This is a genomic window from Thioalkalivibrio sp. ALJ21 (assembly GCF_000378605.1).
In the GTDB taxonomy this organism is placed as follows: Bacteria; Pseudomonadota; Gammaproteobacteria; order Ectothiorhodospirales; family Ectothiorhodospiraceae; genus Thioalkalivibrio.
Genome location: NZ_KB905157.1, coordinates 249,554 through 266,876 on the forward strand (window position 1 = coordinate 249,554; position 17,323 = coordinate 266,876).

Here is a 17,323-nt window from a genome sequence, read left to right on the forward strand (position 1 = left end):
GGCGAGGGGGTCAGCCGCGCGAGGAGAGGGCCTCGTCGTTGTAGGCGGCGTCGATGGTGACGATGGTCTTCTCGACCAGGCGGAAGCCCTCGACCGGGGCGTCGTCGGCCATGTACTTCAGGCGCAGCGGGCCGATGGCCTTGACCGCCTCGGCGCGCTCCAGGGTGGTGTCCGGGCCGTCGGCACCGGCACCGTCCATCAGCGTGGTCAGCACCTCGGCCGCGATCGGGTTGCGGTGCTGGCCTGCACGGGCCTTTTCCAGGGTGCTGGCCGGGTCGCCGTCCAGGAAGACCCCCTCCATGTTCTCGTCCAGATACTGCAGCAGTTCGGATAGTGTCATGTTGCGTCTCCCGCAGGTTTCGTTATCGGCTCGCCCAGGAAGCGCTGAATAAAGCCATCCTGGCTTTCTCAGCGCACGCGGCGTTGCAACGTTCTTGATGCCCTGGCACGGGCCAAGGCGGTTTGCAGCTTGCTTCGGAATCAACCACCTACGGTGGCCGATTCCGGCGGCACGTCCCTGTGCCGCAGGGAAACGCCAATAACTCAGCGTTTCCCTCGCACGGCCCTAGGCTTGCTTGTAGCTCGCGCGGGCGGCGGCCAGGGCCTGGCCCGGCTTCACCGCGCCCATGTCGGCCAGTACCGCCTCCAGCGCGGACAGGCACAGCGACACGTTGCGCTCGTTGGCGCCATGGCCCATCAGGCCGATGCGCCAGACCTTGCCGGCATAGGGGCCGAGCCCGGCGCCGATCTCGAGGTTGTAGCGCTCCAGCAGCTCGGCGCGCACCGCGGCCTCGTCCACGCCTTCGGGGACGTGCACGGCGTTGAGTTGCGGCAGGCGGTGGGCCTCGTCGACCAGGAACTTCAGGCCCATCGCCTCGAGGCCCGCGCGCAGTGCTGCGTGGTGGCGGGCGTGGCGGGTCCAGCTGTTCTCGAGGCCTTCCTCGGCGAGGATGACCAGCGACTCGTGCAGCGCATACAGGGCGTTGATCGGCGCGGTGTGGTGGTAGGCGCGCTTGCCGCCGCCACCCCAGTAGCCCATCACCAGGTTCAGGTCGAGGAACCAGCTCTGGACCTTGTGGCTGCGCGCCTGGATGCGCTCCACCGCACGCTGGCTGAAGCTGACCGGCGACAGACCCGGGGTGCAGGACAGGCACTTCTGGCTGCCGGAGTAGATCGCATCCACGCCCCAGTCGTCGACCTTCAGCGGGCTGCCACCCAGGCTGGTGACCGCGTCCACGATGGTCAGGCAGTCGTGCTCGCGGGCCATCCGGCACAGGGTCTCGACATCGGAGCAGGCGCCGGTGGAGGTCTCGGCATGCACGAAGGCGAGGATCTTCGCGTCCGGGTTGCCCTTCAGCGCGTCCTCGACCTTGCTCGGGGAGACCGGGGCACCCCAGTCATCCTCGACCACCACGGCGGTGCCGCCGCAGCGCTCGACGTTCTCCTTCATGCGCGTGCCGAACACGCCGTTGATGCAGACGATCACCTTGTCGCCCGGCTCCACCAGGTTGGCGAAGCAGGTCTCCATGCCGGCGGAGCCGGGGGCGGAGACCGGTAGGGTCAGCGCGTTCTCGGTCTGGAACGCGTACTGCAGCAGGCCCTTCATCTCCTCCATCATGCCGACGAACACCGGATCCAGGTGGCCGATGATCGGGCGGCTCATCGCGCTCAGGACGCGCGGGTTCACGTCGGAGGGGCCGGGGCCCATCAGGGTGCGCTGCGGGGGGAGAAAGGATTTTGCCTGCATGGATGCGTCTACCGGATTGGAAAAGGGGGAATCTAGTTCGCCGCAGGAGCCCGGGCAAGCGCCCCTACGCACCGGCGGGAGTTGCCGGGCAATGGCGTTCGAGCAGTGTCAGCCAGTGCTCGACTGGCGTTTCGGTCCCGGACTGGAGATGCGTCTGGCAGCCGACGTTGGCCGTCACGATGCGCGCGGGCGCGGCGGCCTCCAGGTTGTCCAGCTTGCGGGTACGCAGCCGGGCGGCCATCGCCGGTTGGGTGATCGAGTAGGTCCCCGCCGAGCCACAGCACAGGTGAGGCTCCGCTGTGGGTACCAGTTCGAAGCCGGCCGCCTGTAGCAGCGGTTCCACCCGCCCGGCCAGGCGCTGGCCATGTTGCAGGGTGCAGGGGGCGTGCCAGGCGATCGGGTCGTGGCCCTGCGGCGCGCGAATGCCCAGCTTCTGTATGGCAGCCGGGGTGAGCAGCTCCACCGGGTCGCGTACGCGCTCGGAAACGGCGCGTGCGCGTTCAGCGTAAGCGGGGTCGCCGGCCAGCAGGTGGCCGTAGTCGCGCAGCATCACGCCGCAGCCGCTGGCGGTGCTGACCACCGCGTCCACGCCCTGGTCGAGCACGGGTCTCCAGACGTCAAGGTTGGCGCGCACCCGTTGCCGGGCCCGTTCCTCGAAGGCGAGGTGGTGCTCAACGGCGCCGCAGCACCGGGCCTCGCCGGTCTCCACGACCTCGATGCCGAGGCGTCCCAGCAGGTTCTTCAGTGCGGTGTTGGTGCGCGCGTCGACGGCGTCGTGCACGCAGCCCCCCAGCAGCAGCACGCGCCCGTGGGGGAAGCCTTCCAGCATCGGTGAAGGGGCCGGTTCTGTCGCCTCATGGGCTTCCTGCCGCTCGGGCACCCGGCGGCGCAGGATCGCGGGCAGGGCGGGGCGGACCAGTCGCCCCAGCCCCAAGGCCATTTGGAACGGCCAGCGTGCGGGCAGGGCGCGGGCCAGCAGACCGCGCAGGGCCCGCTCGCGCCAGCTTCGGTCGAGGTCGTGTTCGATCACCTCCCGGCCGTAGGCGACCAGGTGGTTGTAGTCCACCCCAGATGGGCAGGTGGTCATGCAGTTGAGGCAGGTCAGGCAGCGGTCCAGGTGGGTGCGCGCGGTCGGGTTGGCCTCCCCGGACTCGAGGATCTCCTTGATCTGGTAGATGCGCCCGCGCGGTCCGTCGACCTCGTCACCCAGCTCCTGGTAGGTCGGGCAGGTCGCGTTGCAGAAGCCACAGTGCACGCAGGCGCGCAGCGCATCCTCCGCAGTGCGCGCGGCCGGATCGTTCGCGAAGCGTTCGTGCAGCCGGGTCTCCATGGCTCAGGTGGTGCGCGGCCGGCGGGAACGGGGGTTCGGCAGCAGGGGGGCGAAGAAGACGCCGTCCGGGTCCAGGGCCTCGCGCAGGCGGCCTTCCAGGGCCTCCAGCCCTTCCCCGCGCGGGTGCAGGCGGGACACGCCCGGGGCGTCGCCGAGCCACAGGCGGGCGTGCCCGCCGGCGTCGGTCACGGCGCGGCGCACGGTCTCGGGGTGTTCCGTCGTGCGCAGCCAGCGTTCTGCGCCGCCCCAGTTCATCAGCCATTCGCCGGACAGCGCGAGCGGTTCCGTCGCCGGCGGCAGGCTGATCCGCCACAGCCGGGCCCCGGTGGCCAGTTCATCCGTGAACAGGGGCAGGCTGCGATCCCTCAGCCCGTTCCAGAAGCCCCGGGCCGGGTCGCCCGGTTCGGCGTCGATACGCCGGATGGCCTCGTCCACCGCTTCCTCGCCGCCGCCAAGACGGATATGGGTGACGCCGTCGTGCCAGGCGATGCCCGAGAACGGCCACCCGGTGCGTCCCCAGGCGCCGCAGCGCGCGATGAACGATTCGGCATTATCCTCGCGTTGCAGGTAACGCTCGCAGGCCGGGCGCGGCAGCAGCTTGAAGCTGGTCTCCAGGATCAGCCCGAGACCGCCCAGGCTGCCACACATCAGGCGGGAGACATCGAAGCCGGCGACGTTCTTCATTACCTGGCCACCGAACTGCAGGATGTCGCCGCGTCCATTCACGACCCGGGTGCCGAGCACGGCATCGCGCAGTGCAGCGGCCCACGGGCGGCGCGGTCCCGACATGCCCAGCGCGACCATGCCACCGACGGTGGTTTCGGGGGCGCCCAGCGCGGGTTCGAAGGGGAGCATCATGCCGACCTCGTCCAGGGCCTGGTCCAGGGTGACCACGGGCGTCCCGCTGCGCACGGTGACGACCAGTTCGCTCGGCTCCAGGGTCACGATCCCCCGATGTTCGTGGCTCTCCAGCTGGAGTACGCCGGTGGGGATGCCGTCGGGGAAGCTCTGATCACCATGCTGGCGGCCGCCGCGCAGGGCGATTCGGTTCCCTGCCACGCTGGCCTCGCGGATCGCCTCCGCGAGCGGCGCGGCATGGTCTTTGGTGTCTCTCACCGGGCGGCAGGCTCAGCCGGCTTCCAGTGCCTGGCGGACCCGTTCGAGGCGTTCCCGGACATCGCTGGCGAGGGCCTCGACGCCCGGTTTGTCCACCAGGGCCATCACCGCGACCGGGTCCATGAAACCGACGGTGCAGGTCCCGTCCTGGTTGTCCTGCACCAGGACGTTGCAGGGCAACAGCAGCCCGATGTTGGGATCGGCCTCGATGGCATGACGCGCGAGATGCGGGTTGCAGGCGCCGAGGATGCGATAGGGGCGATGATCGAGATCCAGCTTCTTCTTGAAGGCGGCGGCTACATCGATCTCGCTGAGGATGCCGAAGCCCTCCTCGCCGAGGGCCGCCGTCGTGCGCTCGATAGCCGTATCCATCGGGGCGCTCAGAATCACGTTAAAGCCGTATTTGGGTTGTTCCATAGTGCCGTTCTCCTGTCGCGTGGATCGTCAGGCGCTGAGCGCCGGTGCCGCCGCAGTCGGCCCGGAGGGCGGCTCGCGGCGGCGCTGGTTCCAGGCCACCAGCAGCGCCGGCAGGAGACCCGGGAGGTACCACCAGTAGGGGCTCGGACGGTCCGTCTCAACGAGCACGCTGGTGATTGTCCAGCCGCCTTCCAAGCCTACCCGGCCGGCCGGACTGCCAAAAGCAACCGTCTGGATGCGGGCCTTTTCCGCGTCTTCGTCAAAGGTGACGTCGAGGCCGGCATCGGACAGGCGTTCGCGCGGTTCCAGATCCGGGTCGCCCAACGGGAACATCACGGTGCGGGTGATCTCGCGGCCCTCCAGGTCAATGCCGGTGGCCTCGACCCGCAGCGATTCGCGAGCCGGGATGGTCTCGACGACCTCGAACAGCTGTTCGGCTGGTACTCGCTCATAGGGCTCCGCTACCCGATCCATCAGCACGGTCGGGGCCAGCAGCACGAACGCACTGACCAGCAGCAGCGCCGACTCCCAGCGGCGACTGCGAGTCAGGAACCAGCCTTGGGTCGCCGCAGTGAACAGCAGGATACCCGCCAGCGAACCGAGGAAGACCAGCAGCAGCTGGAACACGTTGTCCACGCCGATCAGCAGCAACTGGCTGTTGAAGATGAAAAAGAACGGCAGCGCGATGGTGCGCAGGCTGTAGGCGAAGGCCTGTATCCCGGTGCGGATCGGGTCCGCCTTGGCCACGGCCGCCCCGGCGAACGAGGCCAGACCCACCGGAGGCGTCACGTCCGCCATGATGCCGAAATAGAACACGAACAGGTGTGCGGCGATCAGCGGGATCAGGATGTCGTTCTGTGCGCCCAGTTCCACGATCACCGGGGCCATCAGGGTCGCGACCACGATGTAGTTTGCGGTGGTCGGCAGCCCCAGGCCCAGCACCAGGCTGATCAGCGCGGTCAGCAACAGCACCATCAGCAGATTGCCGCCGGAGAGGGTGTCGACCAGGTCGGTCAGCACCAGCCCGACCCCGGTCATCGCGACGGTGCCGACGATGATCCCGGCCGCCGCAGTCGCCACCCCGATGCCGATCATGTTGCGCGCGCCGGTCTCGAAGCCCTGGAACAGCTCCCAGACCCCGACCCAGGTCGCCTGGGCGAGCCGGCCCTGGCGCCGGAACAGCGCTACCAGTGGCCGCTGGGTCAGCACGATGAAGATCATGAACGCCACGGCCCAGAAGGCCGAAAGCCCGGGCGACAGGCGCTCAACGACCAGGGCCCAGACGAGCACCACCAGCGGCAGCACGTAGTGCAGGCCGCCCAGCACCGTGGGCAGCACGCGCGGCAGGGGACGCTCGGTATCCAGCGGCTCCGGCTCCGGCTCGTGGGCGGCAATCCACAGCAGCACCAGATAGGCGGTAAACAGCAGCCCGGCGATGATCCAGGCGGCCGCGTCGCCGGCCAGATCCTTGATCCAGCCAAGCCCCCAGTACACCGCGGCGGCGAGGATGATCAGGCTGGATACCGTGATCCCGAAGCTGATCAGGCGGCCACGCCAGGTGGTGACGGTGGCGCGTTTGAGGCCCTCCATGCCGTTCTTGCAGGCCTCCAGGTGCACGATGTAGATCAGCGCGATATAGGCGATCAGGGCCGGCAGGATCGCGTGCTTGAGGACCTCGACATAGGGGATGCCGACGTACTCGACCATCAGGAACGCGGCCGCACCCATCACCGGCGGCATCAGCTGCCCGTTTACGGAGCTGGCGACCTCCACGGCCCCCGCCTTGTGCGGGCTGAAGCCGACCCGCTTCATCAGGGGCACGGTGAAGGTCCCGGTGGTGACGACATTGGCGATGGACGAGCCCGAGACTACCCCGGTCATCCCCGAGGCCATCACCGCCGCCTTGGCCGGGCCGCCGCGCAGGTGCCCGAGCAGGGAGAAGGCGACCCGGATGAAGTAGTCCCCCGCGCCGGCGCGTTCCAGCAACGCGCCGAACAGCACGAACAGGAACACGAAGCTGGTCGAGACCCCGAGCGCGATTCCGAACACACCCTCGTTGGACAGCCACTGCTGGGCCATCGCGCGCGGATAGCTGGCGCCGCGATGGGCAATGATGTCCGGCATGATCGGGCCGGCGAAGGTGTAGAACAAAAAGATCGCGGCGATGATCGTCAACGCTGGACCCAGTACCCGCCGGGTGGCCTCCAGCAGCAGAATCAGGCCGATCCCGGCGACGATCAGATCGACGTCCGAGGGCGCCCCGGGGCGATCGGCCAGTTCGGCATGAAACAGGTACAGGTACAGCGCACTGAAGGCCGCGATCGCAGCGAACATCCAGTCGGTCAGCGGTATGTGGTGGATCGGGTCGTGGCCGCGCAGCAGCGGCAATGCGATCACCAGCAGGGTCAGTCCGATGATCACGTAGACCTCGGCCAGGCGCTCCAGGCCCAGCAACTGCCAGATCCCGAACGCCATCAGGACCAGCCCGCCCAGGGCGTAGGTCACGCCAATGGCGCGTGGCCAGGAAACGTGGCGCGTGCCCGGCCGGATCGCGGGAAACAGCAGGTAGGCTAGGAAGGCCGCAAAGGCCAGATGGATCGAGCGCGCCTCGGTATCCGAGACGACAAAGAAATCCAGCCAGTCGCCCAGGGGCGAGGCGATCCAGATCTGGAACAGCGACCAGGCTACCGCAGTCAGCCAGATCAGGCTGCGTGTGCCGCGCCCCGGGTGACGCGCACCGGACTCCAGTTCCTGAGCGGTCTCGGCCGCGTTGTTCCCCGGTTCCGTGGTCTGCCCGGTGGTCCCCCTGGTCTCGCTCATTCGATCAGCCCCGCTTCACGGAAATAGCGTTGAGCCCCCGGATGCAGAGGGGCCGACAGTCCTTCGTCCACCATCGTCTCGCGCTCCAGCGGGCCAAAGGCCGGATGCAGGCCGCGAAAGGTCTCGAAGTTCTCGAACACCGCGCGAGTGATCTCGTAGACCGCGCGTTCCGAGGTGCGGGTCGAGGTCACCAGCGTGGCACCGACCCCGTAGGTGTGGATGTCGTCGTCCTGGCCCGGGTAGGTCCCGGCGGGGATCACCGCGCGCAGGTAATAGGGGGTGTCCTCGACCAGTTGGTCGACGGTTGCACCCTCGATCGACACCAATCGGGCGTTGCAGGTTGCGATGGGTTCCTGAATCGCAGCCGAGGGGTGGCCGACGGAAAACACAAAGGCATCGATGCGGTTGTCGCAAAGCGCCTGGGCCTGTTCGCGCGAGGGCAGTTCACTCACCCGGCGAAAAGTGTCCTGGTCCCAGCCCAGTGCATCCATCAGTTCTTCCATCAGGATGCGCTGGCCCGAGCCCGGATTACCGATGTTGACGCGCTTGCCGGGCAGGTCATCCAGCCCCTCGATGTCTGCGTCAGGACGCACTACCAGGGTGAGGGGTTCGGCATGCAGGCTGAACGCCGCTCGTAGATGGGGGGCGGGGCCAAACTCCTCGAAACGCCCGGAGCCTCGATAGGCGTGGTGCTGCAGGTCCGACTGCGCGACACCAAAGTCCATGTCGCCCGAGCGGATCATGTTGAGATTGAATACCGAGCCGCCGGTGCTCTCCGCTGTGCAGCGCATCCCGTGCTCGTCGCGGCGGGTGTTGAACAGGCGACACAGGTGCTGGCCTGCCGGGTAATACACCCCGGTGACCCCGCCGGTGCCGATATTGATGAAGCGCGATTCGGCCTGCGCGGTGGTGGCCAGCAGCAGGCTGACCAGGGTGAGCACTGGCAGCAGGCGTTGCAGCCATCGCCGGTCGGCCCTCGGCACACTGGATCGATTCATACGCCCTCCGGGGTCATGCCGGGAACGAATCGCGGCAGTGCCGAGGATTCTAGGGAGACGTCGATCAAATAGCACGTTCGCATTCAGGTCGATTGTGCCTGCGGGCGGGGACGATGGGGGCAGCCTCGCCTTCGGATATCCGTGGTCCTGTGCAGGTGACTCTTCAAGCAGGATCAAGGACACGCCCGACAGGCGTGCCCTTTATGGCGCGCGGCGACGGGCCGCGGTGTGTTTGGCTAGGCCGGAAAACGGGACCCCTGAAGCCGGTTTCGGCGAAGCATCAGCCCGAGCAGGCCGAGCCCCAGGCCCATCAGCAGCATCGTCTTCGGTTCGGGGACGGTGCCGACCGCGCCCGAACGGTAATAGACGCTGATATGCGAGATGTTGCGTGTAGCCGCGCCCGGATAGCTGAAGGGCGGTTGGGTGAAGGGCGAGCTGTATTCACCGTTCATCCCGGTCATCAGGAAGCCGACCAGGTTGGTGCCGCTGCCATGGCTGAACACGAACAGCAGGTCTCCATAGTCCCATTCGGAATCGAGGCTCCATTGCCCGTTGTGGCGATTGCCATCAAAGCTGGCGAGGGTCGAGCTGTTCGACCCGGGGGAGGTCCAGCGGCCGTCGAACAGCCAGTCGCTGATCCCGAAGAACCCGGTATCGCCCGCGGTATTCACCAGCCAGTTCGAAGGGTCCCCAATGGTGGAGTCGGTCGCGGCGCCATCCAGTGGCGACAGGATCTGGCAGCCGATATTGCTGGTAACTGCATCGCCGACACTGCCGGGCAGGGTGTTGCAGTCCAGAAGGGCGGCGTGAGTGGCTCCGGAGAGCGACAGGCTCAGTACGAGCAGCGCCCCGGTCAGGAACGAGGGCAAAGGCTTGCATGACATCGGGCATACCTCCGTGGGACGGGAGTCCCTCCATGGTTTTCAGTGTTTCCCTCATGAATGCGGCTGTGGCAGACCTCGCCCGAAAGTGCCATCACTCACAAAGCGGGAATACAGCACGCTTCGTGCCACATTCGATGGGGAGGGGAGATTGGCTCGATGAAACAATCGCTTGCAGGTATTGCTGTGGCGGAGGCGGTCGCCGACTGTGGCCGAGGTGTAAAAAAGCCGGACATGTCCGGCTGAGGTGAGTCATTCACTACCGGTCAGCAGACCGGAACGAAATGATGGCGCCACATGGGCGCCATCATGGTTGGGGTGAGCAGAACCGATCAGGCTGCCATCGTGTCCTTGCGTGACTTCCGGCGGAACGCGATGCCGAGCAGCCCCAGTCCCAGGCCCACCAGCAGCAGGGTGTGAGGTTCGGGGACATGGCCACCGGGGCGGTAGTAGATGCTGACATGGGAGATGTCGCGATCGTTTCCTGCCCCCGGCAGCGGGAACGGCGGGCTGCTGAAGGGCGTGGAATAGGAGCCGCTATAACCGGTGATCAGGTAGCCAACCAGGTTCGTGTTGCCGCCGTCCTTGAACAGGAACAGGAGGTCACCGTAGACGAAGCTCGGATCGAGTGTCCAAGTGCCGCTCAGAGAGTGGCCATCCAGGGTGACTAGGTTGAGTGTCGGGTCCGCCGGGTCAAACTCCAGCGGATCGCCGTTGCTGTCGGGCGGGTCTTCCCAACGACCATCGAACTGCCAGTCACTGATGCCGAAAAACCCCGTGCCACCGGCGGTGTTGACGATCCAGTTGGCTGAGTCGCCGCCCACGGGGTCGTTCGCATTGCCATCGAGTGGCTGGAGTACCTGGCAGCCGATGTTGCTGGTAACACGATCCTCGAGGCCCCCGTCAAGGCTGGCGCAGCTGAGCAACGAAGCCTGTGCGGCGCCGGAAAGGCCCAGGCCTAACAACAGGGCGGCACTCGCGAGATAGGGTGTAATACGTTTGGGTTTCATTCGATGCACCTTCCCTGGGAATAGCCCCCTGGGTGGCTTGCGCGGATCCGGCCCATCCGGTCCTTGTGCATGCAGGGGGGTATGCAGAAACGGTGCCATGCGGGCCCGGTGCAAGAATCCATACGCAAAACATATGGATAGGCGAATGTCGCCGTTGTCGGGCATGGCGCTAAGGGTATGGGTGTAAAAAAGCGTGACGCCGTTTGGCCGTCCATTTGGGTGACAGGCCTAGTGCGCACGTGGTTAGAAGGCGGTGGCCGTATGCCGTTTCCCACGCCGGTCCGAGATCGGGTGTAAAGAAACAGGACACTAATGGTATGTACGGGGCGCATCGGTTGGCCTCGCTACCGCGCCGGCCTCGTGAAAGAACGGAAACTCGTCTAGGCAATTGAAAAAAAGGAGATAATGTCGGTATTGCGTGGTGTGCCGAATTGCGGGTGGCGGGGCCTTGCCGGGGTGGCCGCCTGAAAAAAAGCCCCGCATCCCCTATCATTACGCGTCTTTGTTTCCCCCTTCCCAGGCCTGCGCCGGTGAGTCGGCGCGCCGGGAAACCGAATCCACGAAAGTAATGAAACGGGAGATCCGAATGTTTTCGATCGACATGAGCATCCACGGCTACGACGACGAACTCTGGGGCGCGATCAGCAAGGAAGCGCAGCGCCAGGAAGAGCACATCGAGCTGATCGCCTCCGAGAACTACACCAGCCCGCGCGTGATGGAGGCCCAGGGCTCCGTGCTGACCAACAAGTACGCCGAGGGCTATCCGGGCAAGCGCTACTACGGTGGCTGCGAGTACGTGGATATCGTCGAGCAGCTCGCGATCGATCGCCTCAAGGAGCTCTACGGCGCCGACTACGCGAACGTCCAGCCGCATTCCGGCTCGCAGGCCAACGCGGCCGTGTACATGGCCCTGCTGCAGCCGCATGACACCGTGCTGGGCATGAGCCTGGACGCCGGCGGTCACCTGACCCACGGCGCCAAGCCGAACTTCTCCGGCAAGATCTACAACGCGGTGCAGTACGGCATCACTGACGAGGGCCTGATCGACTATGACGAGGTCCAGCGCCTGGCCACCGAGCACCAGCCGAAGATGATCGTCGCCGGCTTCTCCGCCTACTCGCGCGTGGTGGACTGGAAGCGCTTCCGCGAGATCGCCGATTCCGTGGGCGCCTACCTGATGGTGGACATGGCCCACGTCTCCGGCCTGATCGCCGCGGGCGAATACCCGAATCCGATCGACCATGCCCACGTGGTCACCTCCACCACGCACAAGTCCCTGCGCGGGCCGCGTGGCGGCTTCATCGTCACCAAGGGTCAGCCGGAGCTGAATAAGAAGTTCCAGTCGCTGATCTTCCCGGGTACCCAGGGCGGCCCGCTGATGCACGTGATCGCCGGCAAGGCGGTGGCGTTCAAGGAGGCCCTGGAGCCGGAATTCAAGACCTACCAGAAGCAGGTGATCGCCAACGCCCGCGCGATGGCCGAGGTCCTGGTCGAGCGCGGCTACGACATCGTGTCCGGCGGGACCGACAACCACCTGTTCCTGCTGAGCCTGGTGTCCAAGGGCATGACCGGCAAGGCCGCGGACGCCGCGCTGGGCCGCGCCAACATCACGGTCAACAAGAACGCGGTGCCCAACGATCCGCAGTCCCCGTTCGTGACCTCCGGCATCCGCATCGGCACCGCCGCGCTGACCACCCGTGGCTTCACCGAGGCGGAGTCGCGCGAGCTGGCCGGCTGGATCGCCGACGTGTTGGACGACCACGAGAACGAGCAGGTGATCAACGCGACCCGCGACAAGGTCGTCGAGATCTGCCGCCGCTTCCCGGTCTACGGCGCCGCCGAATAACGCGGCGTAGCGGCGGCCTGCCATGCGCTGCCCGGCCTGTGGCGCTCAGGACACCCGCGTGGTCGACTCGCGGGTGGCCGGCCCGGAGCAGGAACAGATTCGGCGGCGGCGCGAGTGCCGCGAGTGCCGGGCGCGCTTTACCACCTTCGAGCGGGCGGAGTTCAGCCTGCCGCGGGTGGTCAAGCGCTCCGGCGAGCGTGTCGCCTTCGACGAGGACAAGCTGCGCAGCGGTCTGCGCCGGGCGCTGCACAAGCGCCCGGTGAAGACCGAGGATGTCGAGCGCGTGATCGACGACATCAAGCGGCAGCTCGCCTCTCTGGCGGCCCCCGAGGTCAAGTCCGACCGCATTGGCGAGATGGTATTGGCGGCCTTGCATGCCCTGGACCATGTGGCCTATATCCGTTTTGCCTCCATCTATCTGAGCTTTGCCAGCGTGCAGTCCTTCCGCGAGGCCATCGAACGGCTCGAGGATGACCTGACGCCGGAGATGCGCCGTTCGCAGCTGCGCCTGATCGATGAGGGGCTCGCCGACACGGACGCCTCCGCGCCGGGGGATTCGCAGGAGGGCAGTTGATGGCACAGCCGGGACACGAGCAGGTGGTGGAGGATCGACTCCACATGGTGCGGGCGCTGGAGCTGGCCGATCGTGGCCGCTTCAGTGCCGATCCCAATCCTCGGGTGGGCTGCGTGCTGGTGCGCGATGGCGAGGTCGTCGGAGAGGGGCTGCATTGGCGCGCCGGCGAGCCGCACGCTGAGGTGAACGCCCTGCACGCGGCCGGCCAAGCCGCGCGCGGGGCCACCGTCTATGTGACGCTCGAGCCATGCAGCCACCACGGCCGCACCCCTCCCTGTACCGAGGCGCTGATTCAGGCCGGTGTGGCCCGGGTGGTGATCGCGATGCAGGACCCGAATCCGCAAGTCTGTGGTGGCGGCATGGAGGCCCTGCGCGCGGCCGGGGTCGAGGTCGAAACTGGTGTGCTCGAGGCCGAGGCACGGGCGTTGAACCCAGGCTTTGTCCAGCGCATGGAGCAGGGACGCCCCTGGGTCCGGATCAAGCTGGCGGCCAGCCTGGATGGGCGTACGGCGATGGCCTCGGGCGAGTCGCGCTGGATTACCGGCGAGGCGGCACGCCGCGACGTACAGCTGTGGCGCGCGCGTGCCGGGGCGATCCTGACCGGCAGCGGCACCGTGGTGGCCGACGACCCGCGCCTGACCGTGCGCATGAAGCCGCACCAGCTGGCCGCCCAGGCCGGTTTTCCCGATGACCCGCACTACTCGGACCTGCCCACCCGGCAGCCGCTCAGGGTGATCCTGGATGCCCGGCTGCGCACGCCCCCCGGCGCCCAGATCCTGAAGAGCGGCCCCGTCTGGATCCTGACCGGTCCGGATGCAGCACGCTCGCCGGCAGCCGATACCCTGCGCGGGCATGGCGCCGATGTCCGGCCGGTCGCGCTGGCCAGCGACTCGCCCGAGGGCGGGCTGGATCTCGGCGAGGTACTGGCGGAATTGGCACGGGCCGAAGTCAACGAACTGCATGTGGAGTCCGGCCCGGGCCTCGCCGGGGCCCTGGCCCGCGGGGGCTGGGTGGACGAGTGGCTGCTGTACCAGGCGCCGTTGCTGCTGGGCTCGAGTGCTCGCCCGCTGGTGGAATGGCCGCTGGCGCGCATGGACGAGCGCGCGGAACTGGAGATCCTCGAGAGCCGCTGGGTCGGCGACAGCCTGCGCCTGCGGGCCCGCCCGCGCACCTGAGGGGCTGACCGCTCGGCGTCTCTCCAGGCTAAACCCATACGCCCACCGTCGTGTGGTGCGAAGTCCTTCATGTTTCCCTAAGATGGGCGGCTCGCGGCACCCCCTCCCGGGGCGGCCTGCAACCGAAACAAGGCCCATGTTCACCGGAATTATCGAGACCCTTGGCAGCCTGGATCGCCTGACCCCCAGCGGCGGCGACGTGCGCCTGTACGTGAATGCCCCCGGGATGGACCTGTCGGACACGCGCCTGGGCGACTCCATTGCGGTCAATGGCGTGTGTCTGACCGTGACCGACCTGACGGGCGCGGGCTTCGCCGCCGACGTCTCGCGCGAGTCCCTGAACGTGACCACGCTGGGCGGGCTGGGGCCCGGCGACCGGGTCAACCTGGAGCGGGCCCTGGCCCTGGGCGACCGCCTCGGCGGCCACATGGTCTCGGGTCACGTCGATGGCGTGGGCGAGGTGGTCGCGATGGAGCCGGACGCACGCTCTACCCGCGTGCGCTGTCGCGCCCCCGCCGCCCTGGCGCGCTACATCGCGGCGAAGGGCTCGATCACCATCGACGGCACCAGCCTGACCGTGAACCGGGTCGACGGGGCCGAGTTCGAGGTCAACATCATCCCCCACACCTGGTCGCTGACCCGCTTCTCCGTGTACGCGGTGGGTACGCCGGTGAATCTGGAGGTCGACCTGATCGCCCGCTACCTGGAACGGTTGATGCTGGGCGAGCGCGCGGCCGAGCCGGGCACGGACGCCGGCGATCTGTCCGAGGCCTGGCTGGCCGAACAGGGCTTCCCCAATCATCCCGGGCCGCGCGACTGAGCGCAGGGCCCCCGACCGAAGGCACGCATGGAATTTTCCAATACCGAAACCATCCTCGAGGAACTGCAGGCCGGCCGCATGGTGGTCATCGTCGACGACGAAGACCGCGAGAACGAGGGCGATCTGCTGATGCTCGCCTCGCATGTGCGCCCCGAGGACATCAACTTCATGGCCAAGTATGGCCGCGGGCTGATCTGCCTGACGCTGACCCGCGAGCGCTGCAAGCAGCTCGCGCTGCCGCTGATGGTGACCGACACCAACGACGTGCACGGCACCAACTTCACGCTGTCGATCGAGGCCGCCGAGGGCGTGACCACCGGCATCTCTGCCTATGATCGCGCGCACACCATCCGCACGGCCGTGGCCCCGAACGCCCAGCCGGGCGACATTGTCCAGCCGGGGCATGTGTTCCCGCTGATGGCGCAGCCGGGCGGGGTGATCGTGCGCGCCGGCCATACCGAGGCCGGCTGCGACCTCGCGCGCCTGGCCGGGGCCGAGCCGGCCGCGGTGATCGTGGAGATCCTCAACGAGGACGGCACCATGGCGCGGCGCCCGGACCTCGAGCGCTTCTGTGCCGAACACGACCTGAAGATGGGCACGATCGAGGACCTGATCCGCTACCGCATCGAGAACGAAAAGACCGTTCAGCGCGTCTCGGAGCGCCCGTTCCCGACCGCACATGGCGAGTTCCGCTTGCTGTCATTCCAGGACGAGGTCGACCATCAACTGCACTTTGCGCTGGTGCGCGGCGAGCCGAAGCCGGAGCAGGACACCCTGGTGCGCGTGCATCTGGAAAACACCTTGCACGACACCCTGGGCTATGCCGGCCCCGATCGTGGCTGGCCGCTGGACGATGCCCTGCGCCGCATCGACGAGGCGGGCGAGGGGGTCGTGGTGGTGCTGCGCAAGCACGAGAGCGCCGAGGCCCTGGCACAGCGCCTGGAACAGCTCGGGCAGCCGCCGCAGGAGGAGCGCGGCGGGCGCGAGAATTCGGCCGAGTGGCGCATGTACGGCATTGGTGCGCAGATCCTGGCGGACTGCGGCGTGGGCCGCATGCAGCTGATGTCCGCGCCCAAGCGCTTCCATGGCCTGGGCGGTTTCGGGCTCGAGGTCGTCGACTACATTCACGAGTAGCCCGGGCCACGAATATCCCGGGGCCGCGAGCAGCGCAGGGCGCTCCTCGTGCTCGTCCGCGCTATATCACCCCGTCCAGGCGCAGGTAGCCGATCAGGAACAGCACGGCCAGCACCCCGGACAGCACGTACAGCCAGTTGGACAGCGTCGGGTTGTTGGGGCGGCTGAAGAAGGCCGCCCACAGCGCCAGCAGGATCAGGACGAAAAAGAAGAACAGAAATCGCATGGCTCAGGCTCCTTCCGGCACTGCGTAGGGCAGGTCGACGACCTCCGCCCGCGGGCCATCCGGTGACCCCCAGTGCAGCTCGCCTTCGGCGGCTGCCACTTGCACCACCGCCAGGGCCGAGTAGAGCCCGTCCGGGTGCAGCTCGGCGGCCACGATCTCGCCATCCGATTGCTCCGGGTTGCCGTCGGAGCGAAACACCGGCGAGCCCGGCTGCGGCGGCTCCGCGGCATGGATCGCCAGACGGAACATGCGCCGCTTCAGCTTGCCGAGGTAGTGCATGCGGGCCACCACCTCCTGTCCCGGGTAGCAGCCCTTCTCGAAGTTGATCGCCCCCAGTGCGTGCAGGTTCAGCATCTGCGGCACGAACATCTCGCTGGTCGCCTCGACCACGGTCGGCATCCCGGCGAGGATGTCGAGCAATGCCCACTCGCGCGGACCCACCGGGCCCGAGCGCACGTTCAGCTTGTCCCAGGCGGTGCGCATCGGTTCGAGCTCGCCGAACAGCTCGAAACGCGGGTGCACGCCGGGTACACGCACGATGGTCACGCCGTCTTTCTCGACCACGTCGTCCACGTTTGCGGGGCAGGCTCCCAGGGCGTTGTTCAGTTCGGATTCCGCGTCGGGGCCGGAGAGCCCGAAGTGGATGCGCGAGTCGTCGGCGCGCTCGATCACCACATGGGCCCGCAGCACGAACATCCGCAGCCGCTTGGCGATGGCCTCGATGCGGTCGGCCGGCATCTCCAGCAGGTAGCTGTCCGCGGTGCGCAGCACGCGGAACACCGCGTAGGCGCGCCCCTTGGGGCTGGAATAGCTGGAGATCTGGCTGTGGCTGGCATCGACCTGGGTGATGTCGTTGCCGAACTGGCCCTGCAGGAAGTCGGTCGCGTCCTCGCCGCGGACCTCCAGCAGGCCCCGGTGGGACAGGTCGCAGATCACCTCGCCATTGATGGCCATGCGGCGTTCGCGCTCGGGGTTGCCGTAGTGCAGGAGGTCGTCGTCCTCGAACTCGGCCCCGGCGTCGATCAGGTGATTCTTCCAGTCTTCGCGCATCGAAAACTCTCCCGTGGCAGCGCGTCGTGTGTCCGTTCGGCTTGTGGCCTTGGGGACCCACGGCGGCGGATTGAGGTGGTAAGCTCAACACAGGTCGGGCGACCGGCTGAACCAAGCGGGTCGATAGTAGACGAACCTCTTGCAGGGTGTCAGCCCGACATTTTTCATCATCCGGTTTT

The 17,323-nt window shown here is 67.3% G+C and carries 16 protein-coding genes; 5 read left to right on the forward strand and 11 right to left on the reverse strand.

Annotated elements, in window-relative coordinates; translation table 11 throughout:
• Positions 1-10: 10 nt before the first annotated feature.
• From F579_RS0112560 to F579_RS0112600, 9 genes are all read right to left on the reverse strand, one after another.
• The gene (locus F579_RS0112560; protein ID WP_019025026.1) at positions 11-340 is read right to left on the reverse strand and encodes a hypothetical protein; all 330 of its coding nucleotides are present in this window, start codon (positions 338-340) and stop codon (positions 11-13) included.
• Positions 341-565: 225 nt separating this feature from the next.
• Complete coding sequence (locus F579_RS0112565; protein ID WP_019025027.1) at positions 566-1,747, reverse strand: alanine--glyoxylate aminotransferase family protein; 1,182 nt, start codon at positions 1,745-1,747, stop codon at positions 566-568.
• Positions 1,748-1,811: 64 nt separating this feature from the next.
• The gene (gene glcF, locus F579_RS0112570; protein ID WP_019025028.1) at positions 1,812-3,077 is read right to left on the reverse strand and encodes a glycolate oxidase subunit GlcF; all 1,266 of its coding nucleotides are present in this window, start codon (positions 3,075-3,077) and stop codon (positions 1,812-1,814) included.
• 3 nt (positions 3,078-3,080) lie between these two features.
• The gene (glcE, locus tag F579_RS0112575; RefSeq protein ID WP_019025029.1) at positions 3,081-4,193 is read right to left on the reverse strand and encodes a glycolate oxidase subunit GlcE; all 1,113 of its coding nucleotides are present in this window, start codon (positions 4,191-4,193) and stop codon (positions 3,081-3,083) included.
• Between the two features lie 12 nt (positions 4,194-4,205).
• Positions 4,206-4,610, reverse strand: coding sequence for a DUF302 domain-containing protein (locus F579_RS0112580; protein WP_019025030.1), 405 nt, complete (start codon positions 4,608-4,610; stop codon positions 4,206-4,208).
• Between the two features lie 27 nt (positions 4,611-4,637).
• Positions 4,638-7,430, reverse strand: coding sequence for a TRAP transporter permease (locus F579_RS0112585; RefSeq protein WP_019025031.1), 2,793 nt, complete (start codon positions 7,428-7,430; stop codon positions 4,638-4,640).
• Entirely contained in the window at positions 7,427-8,428 is a 1,002-nt protein-coding gene (locus tag F579_RS0112590; RefSeq protein WP_019025032.1) for a TAXI family TRAP transporter solute-binding subunit, read from the reverse strand. Before F579_RS0112590 ends, F579_RS0112585 begins: the two co-directional genes overlap by 4 nt.
• Before the next feature lie 236 nt (positions 8,429-8,664).
• Positions 8,665-9,297 carry a PEP-CTERM sorting domain-containing protein gene (locus F579_RS0112595; protein ID WP_019025033.1) on the reverse strand — a complete coding sequence of 211 codons (633 nt, stop codon included), beginning with the start codon at positions 9,295-9,297 and terminating at the stop codon, positions 8,665-8,667.
• Positions 9,298-9,641: 344 nt separating this feature from the next.
• Positions 9,642-10,319, reverse strand: coding sequence for a PEP-CTERM sorting domain-containing protein (locus tag F579_RS0112600; protein WP_019025034.1), 678 nt, complete (start codon positions 10,317-10,319; stop codon positions 9,642-9,644).
• A gap of 586 nt (positions 10,320-10,905) precedes the next feature.
• Between F579_RS0112600 and glyA the strand changes: the two genes are divergently transcribed.
• The 5 genes from glyA to ribBA all read left to right on the forward strand — a co-directional run bounded on the left by glyA (position 10,906) and on the right by ribBA (position 15,868).
• Complete coding sequence (glyA, locus tag F579_RS0112605) at positions 10,906-12,165, forward strand: serine hydroxymethyltransferase (RefSeq protein WP_019025035.1); 1,260 nt, start codon at positions 10,906-10,908, stop codon at positions 12,163-12,165.
• Positions 12,166-12,187: 22 nt separating this feature from the next.
• On the forward strand, positions 12,188-12,739 hold the full coding sequence (gene nrdR / locus F579_RS0112610) for a transcriptional regulator NrdR (protein WP_019025036.1): 552 nt from the start codon (positions 12,188-12,190) through the stop codon (positions 12,737-12,739).
• The gene (gene ribD / locus F579_RS0112615; RefSeq protein WP_019025037.1) at positions 12,739-13,914 is read left to right on the forward strand and encodes a bifunctional diaminohydroxyphosphoribosylaminopyrimidine deaminase/5-amino-6-(5-phosphoribosylamino)uracil reductase RibD; all 1,176 of its coding nucleotides are present in this window, start codon (positions 12,739-12,741) and stop codon (positions 13,912-13,914) included. Before nrdR ends, ribD begins: the two co-directional genes overlap by 1 nt.
• Before the next feature lie 136 nt (positions 13,915-14,050).
• Positions 14,051-14,734: a riboflavin synthase gene (locus F579_RS0112620; RefSeq protein ID WP_019025038.1), complete on the forward strand. Its 684-nt coding sequence runs from the start codon at positions 14,051-14,053 to the stop codon at positions 14,732-14,734.
• Positions 14,735-14,761: 27 nt separating this feature from the next.
• Positions 14,762-15,868: a bifunctional 3,4-dihydroxy-2-butanone-4-phosphate synthase/GTP cyclohydrolase II gene (ribBA, locus tag F579_RS0112625; protein WP_019025039.1), complete on the forward strand. Its 1,107-nt coding sequence runs from the start codon at positions 14,762-14,764 to the stop codon at positions 15,866-15,868.
• 61 nt (positions 15,869-15,929) lie between these two features.
• On the opposite strand, the gene F579_RS15370 is transcribed toward ribBA, so the two are convergent.
• Both F579_RS15370 and F579_RS0112635 read right to left on the reverse strand, forming a co-directional pair.
• Positions 15,930-16,094 (reverse strand): hypothetical protein, encoded by a 165-nt coding sequence (locus tag F579_RS15370; protein WP_018138462.1) that lies wholly within the window; start codon positions 16,092-16,094, stop codon positions 15,930-15,932.
• A 3-nt stretch (positions 16,095-16,097) separates the two neighbouring features.
• On the reverse strand, positions 16,098-17,144 hold the full coding sequence (locus F579_RS0112635; protein WP_019025040.1) for a folate-binding protein YgfZ: 1,047 nt from the start codon (positions 17,142-17,144) through the stop codon (positions 16,098-16,100).
• Between the last annotated feature and the right edge of the window lie 179 nt (positions 17,145-17,323).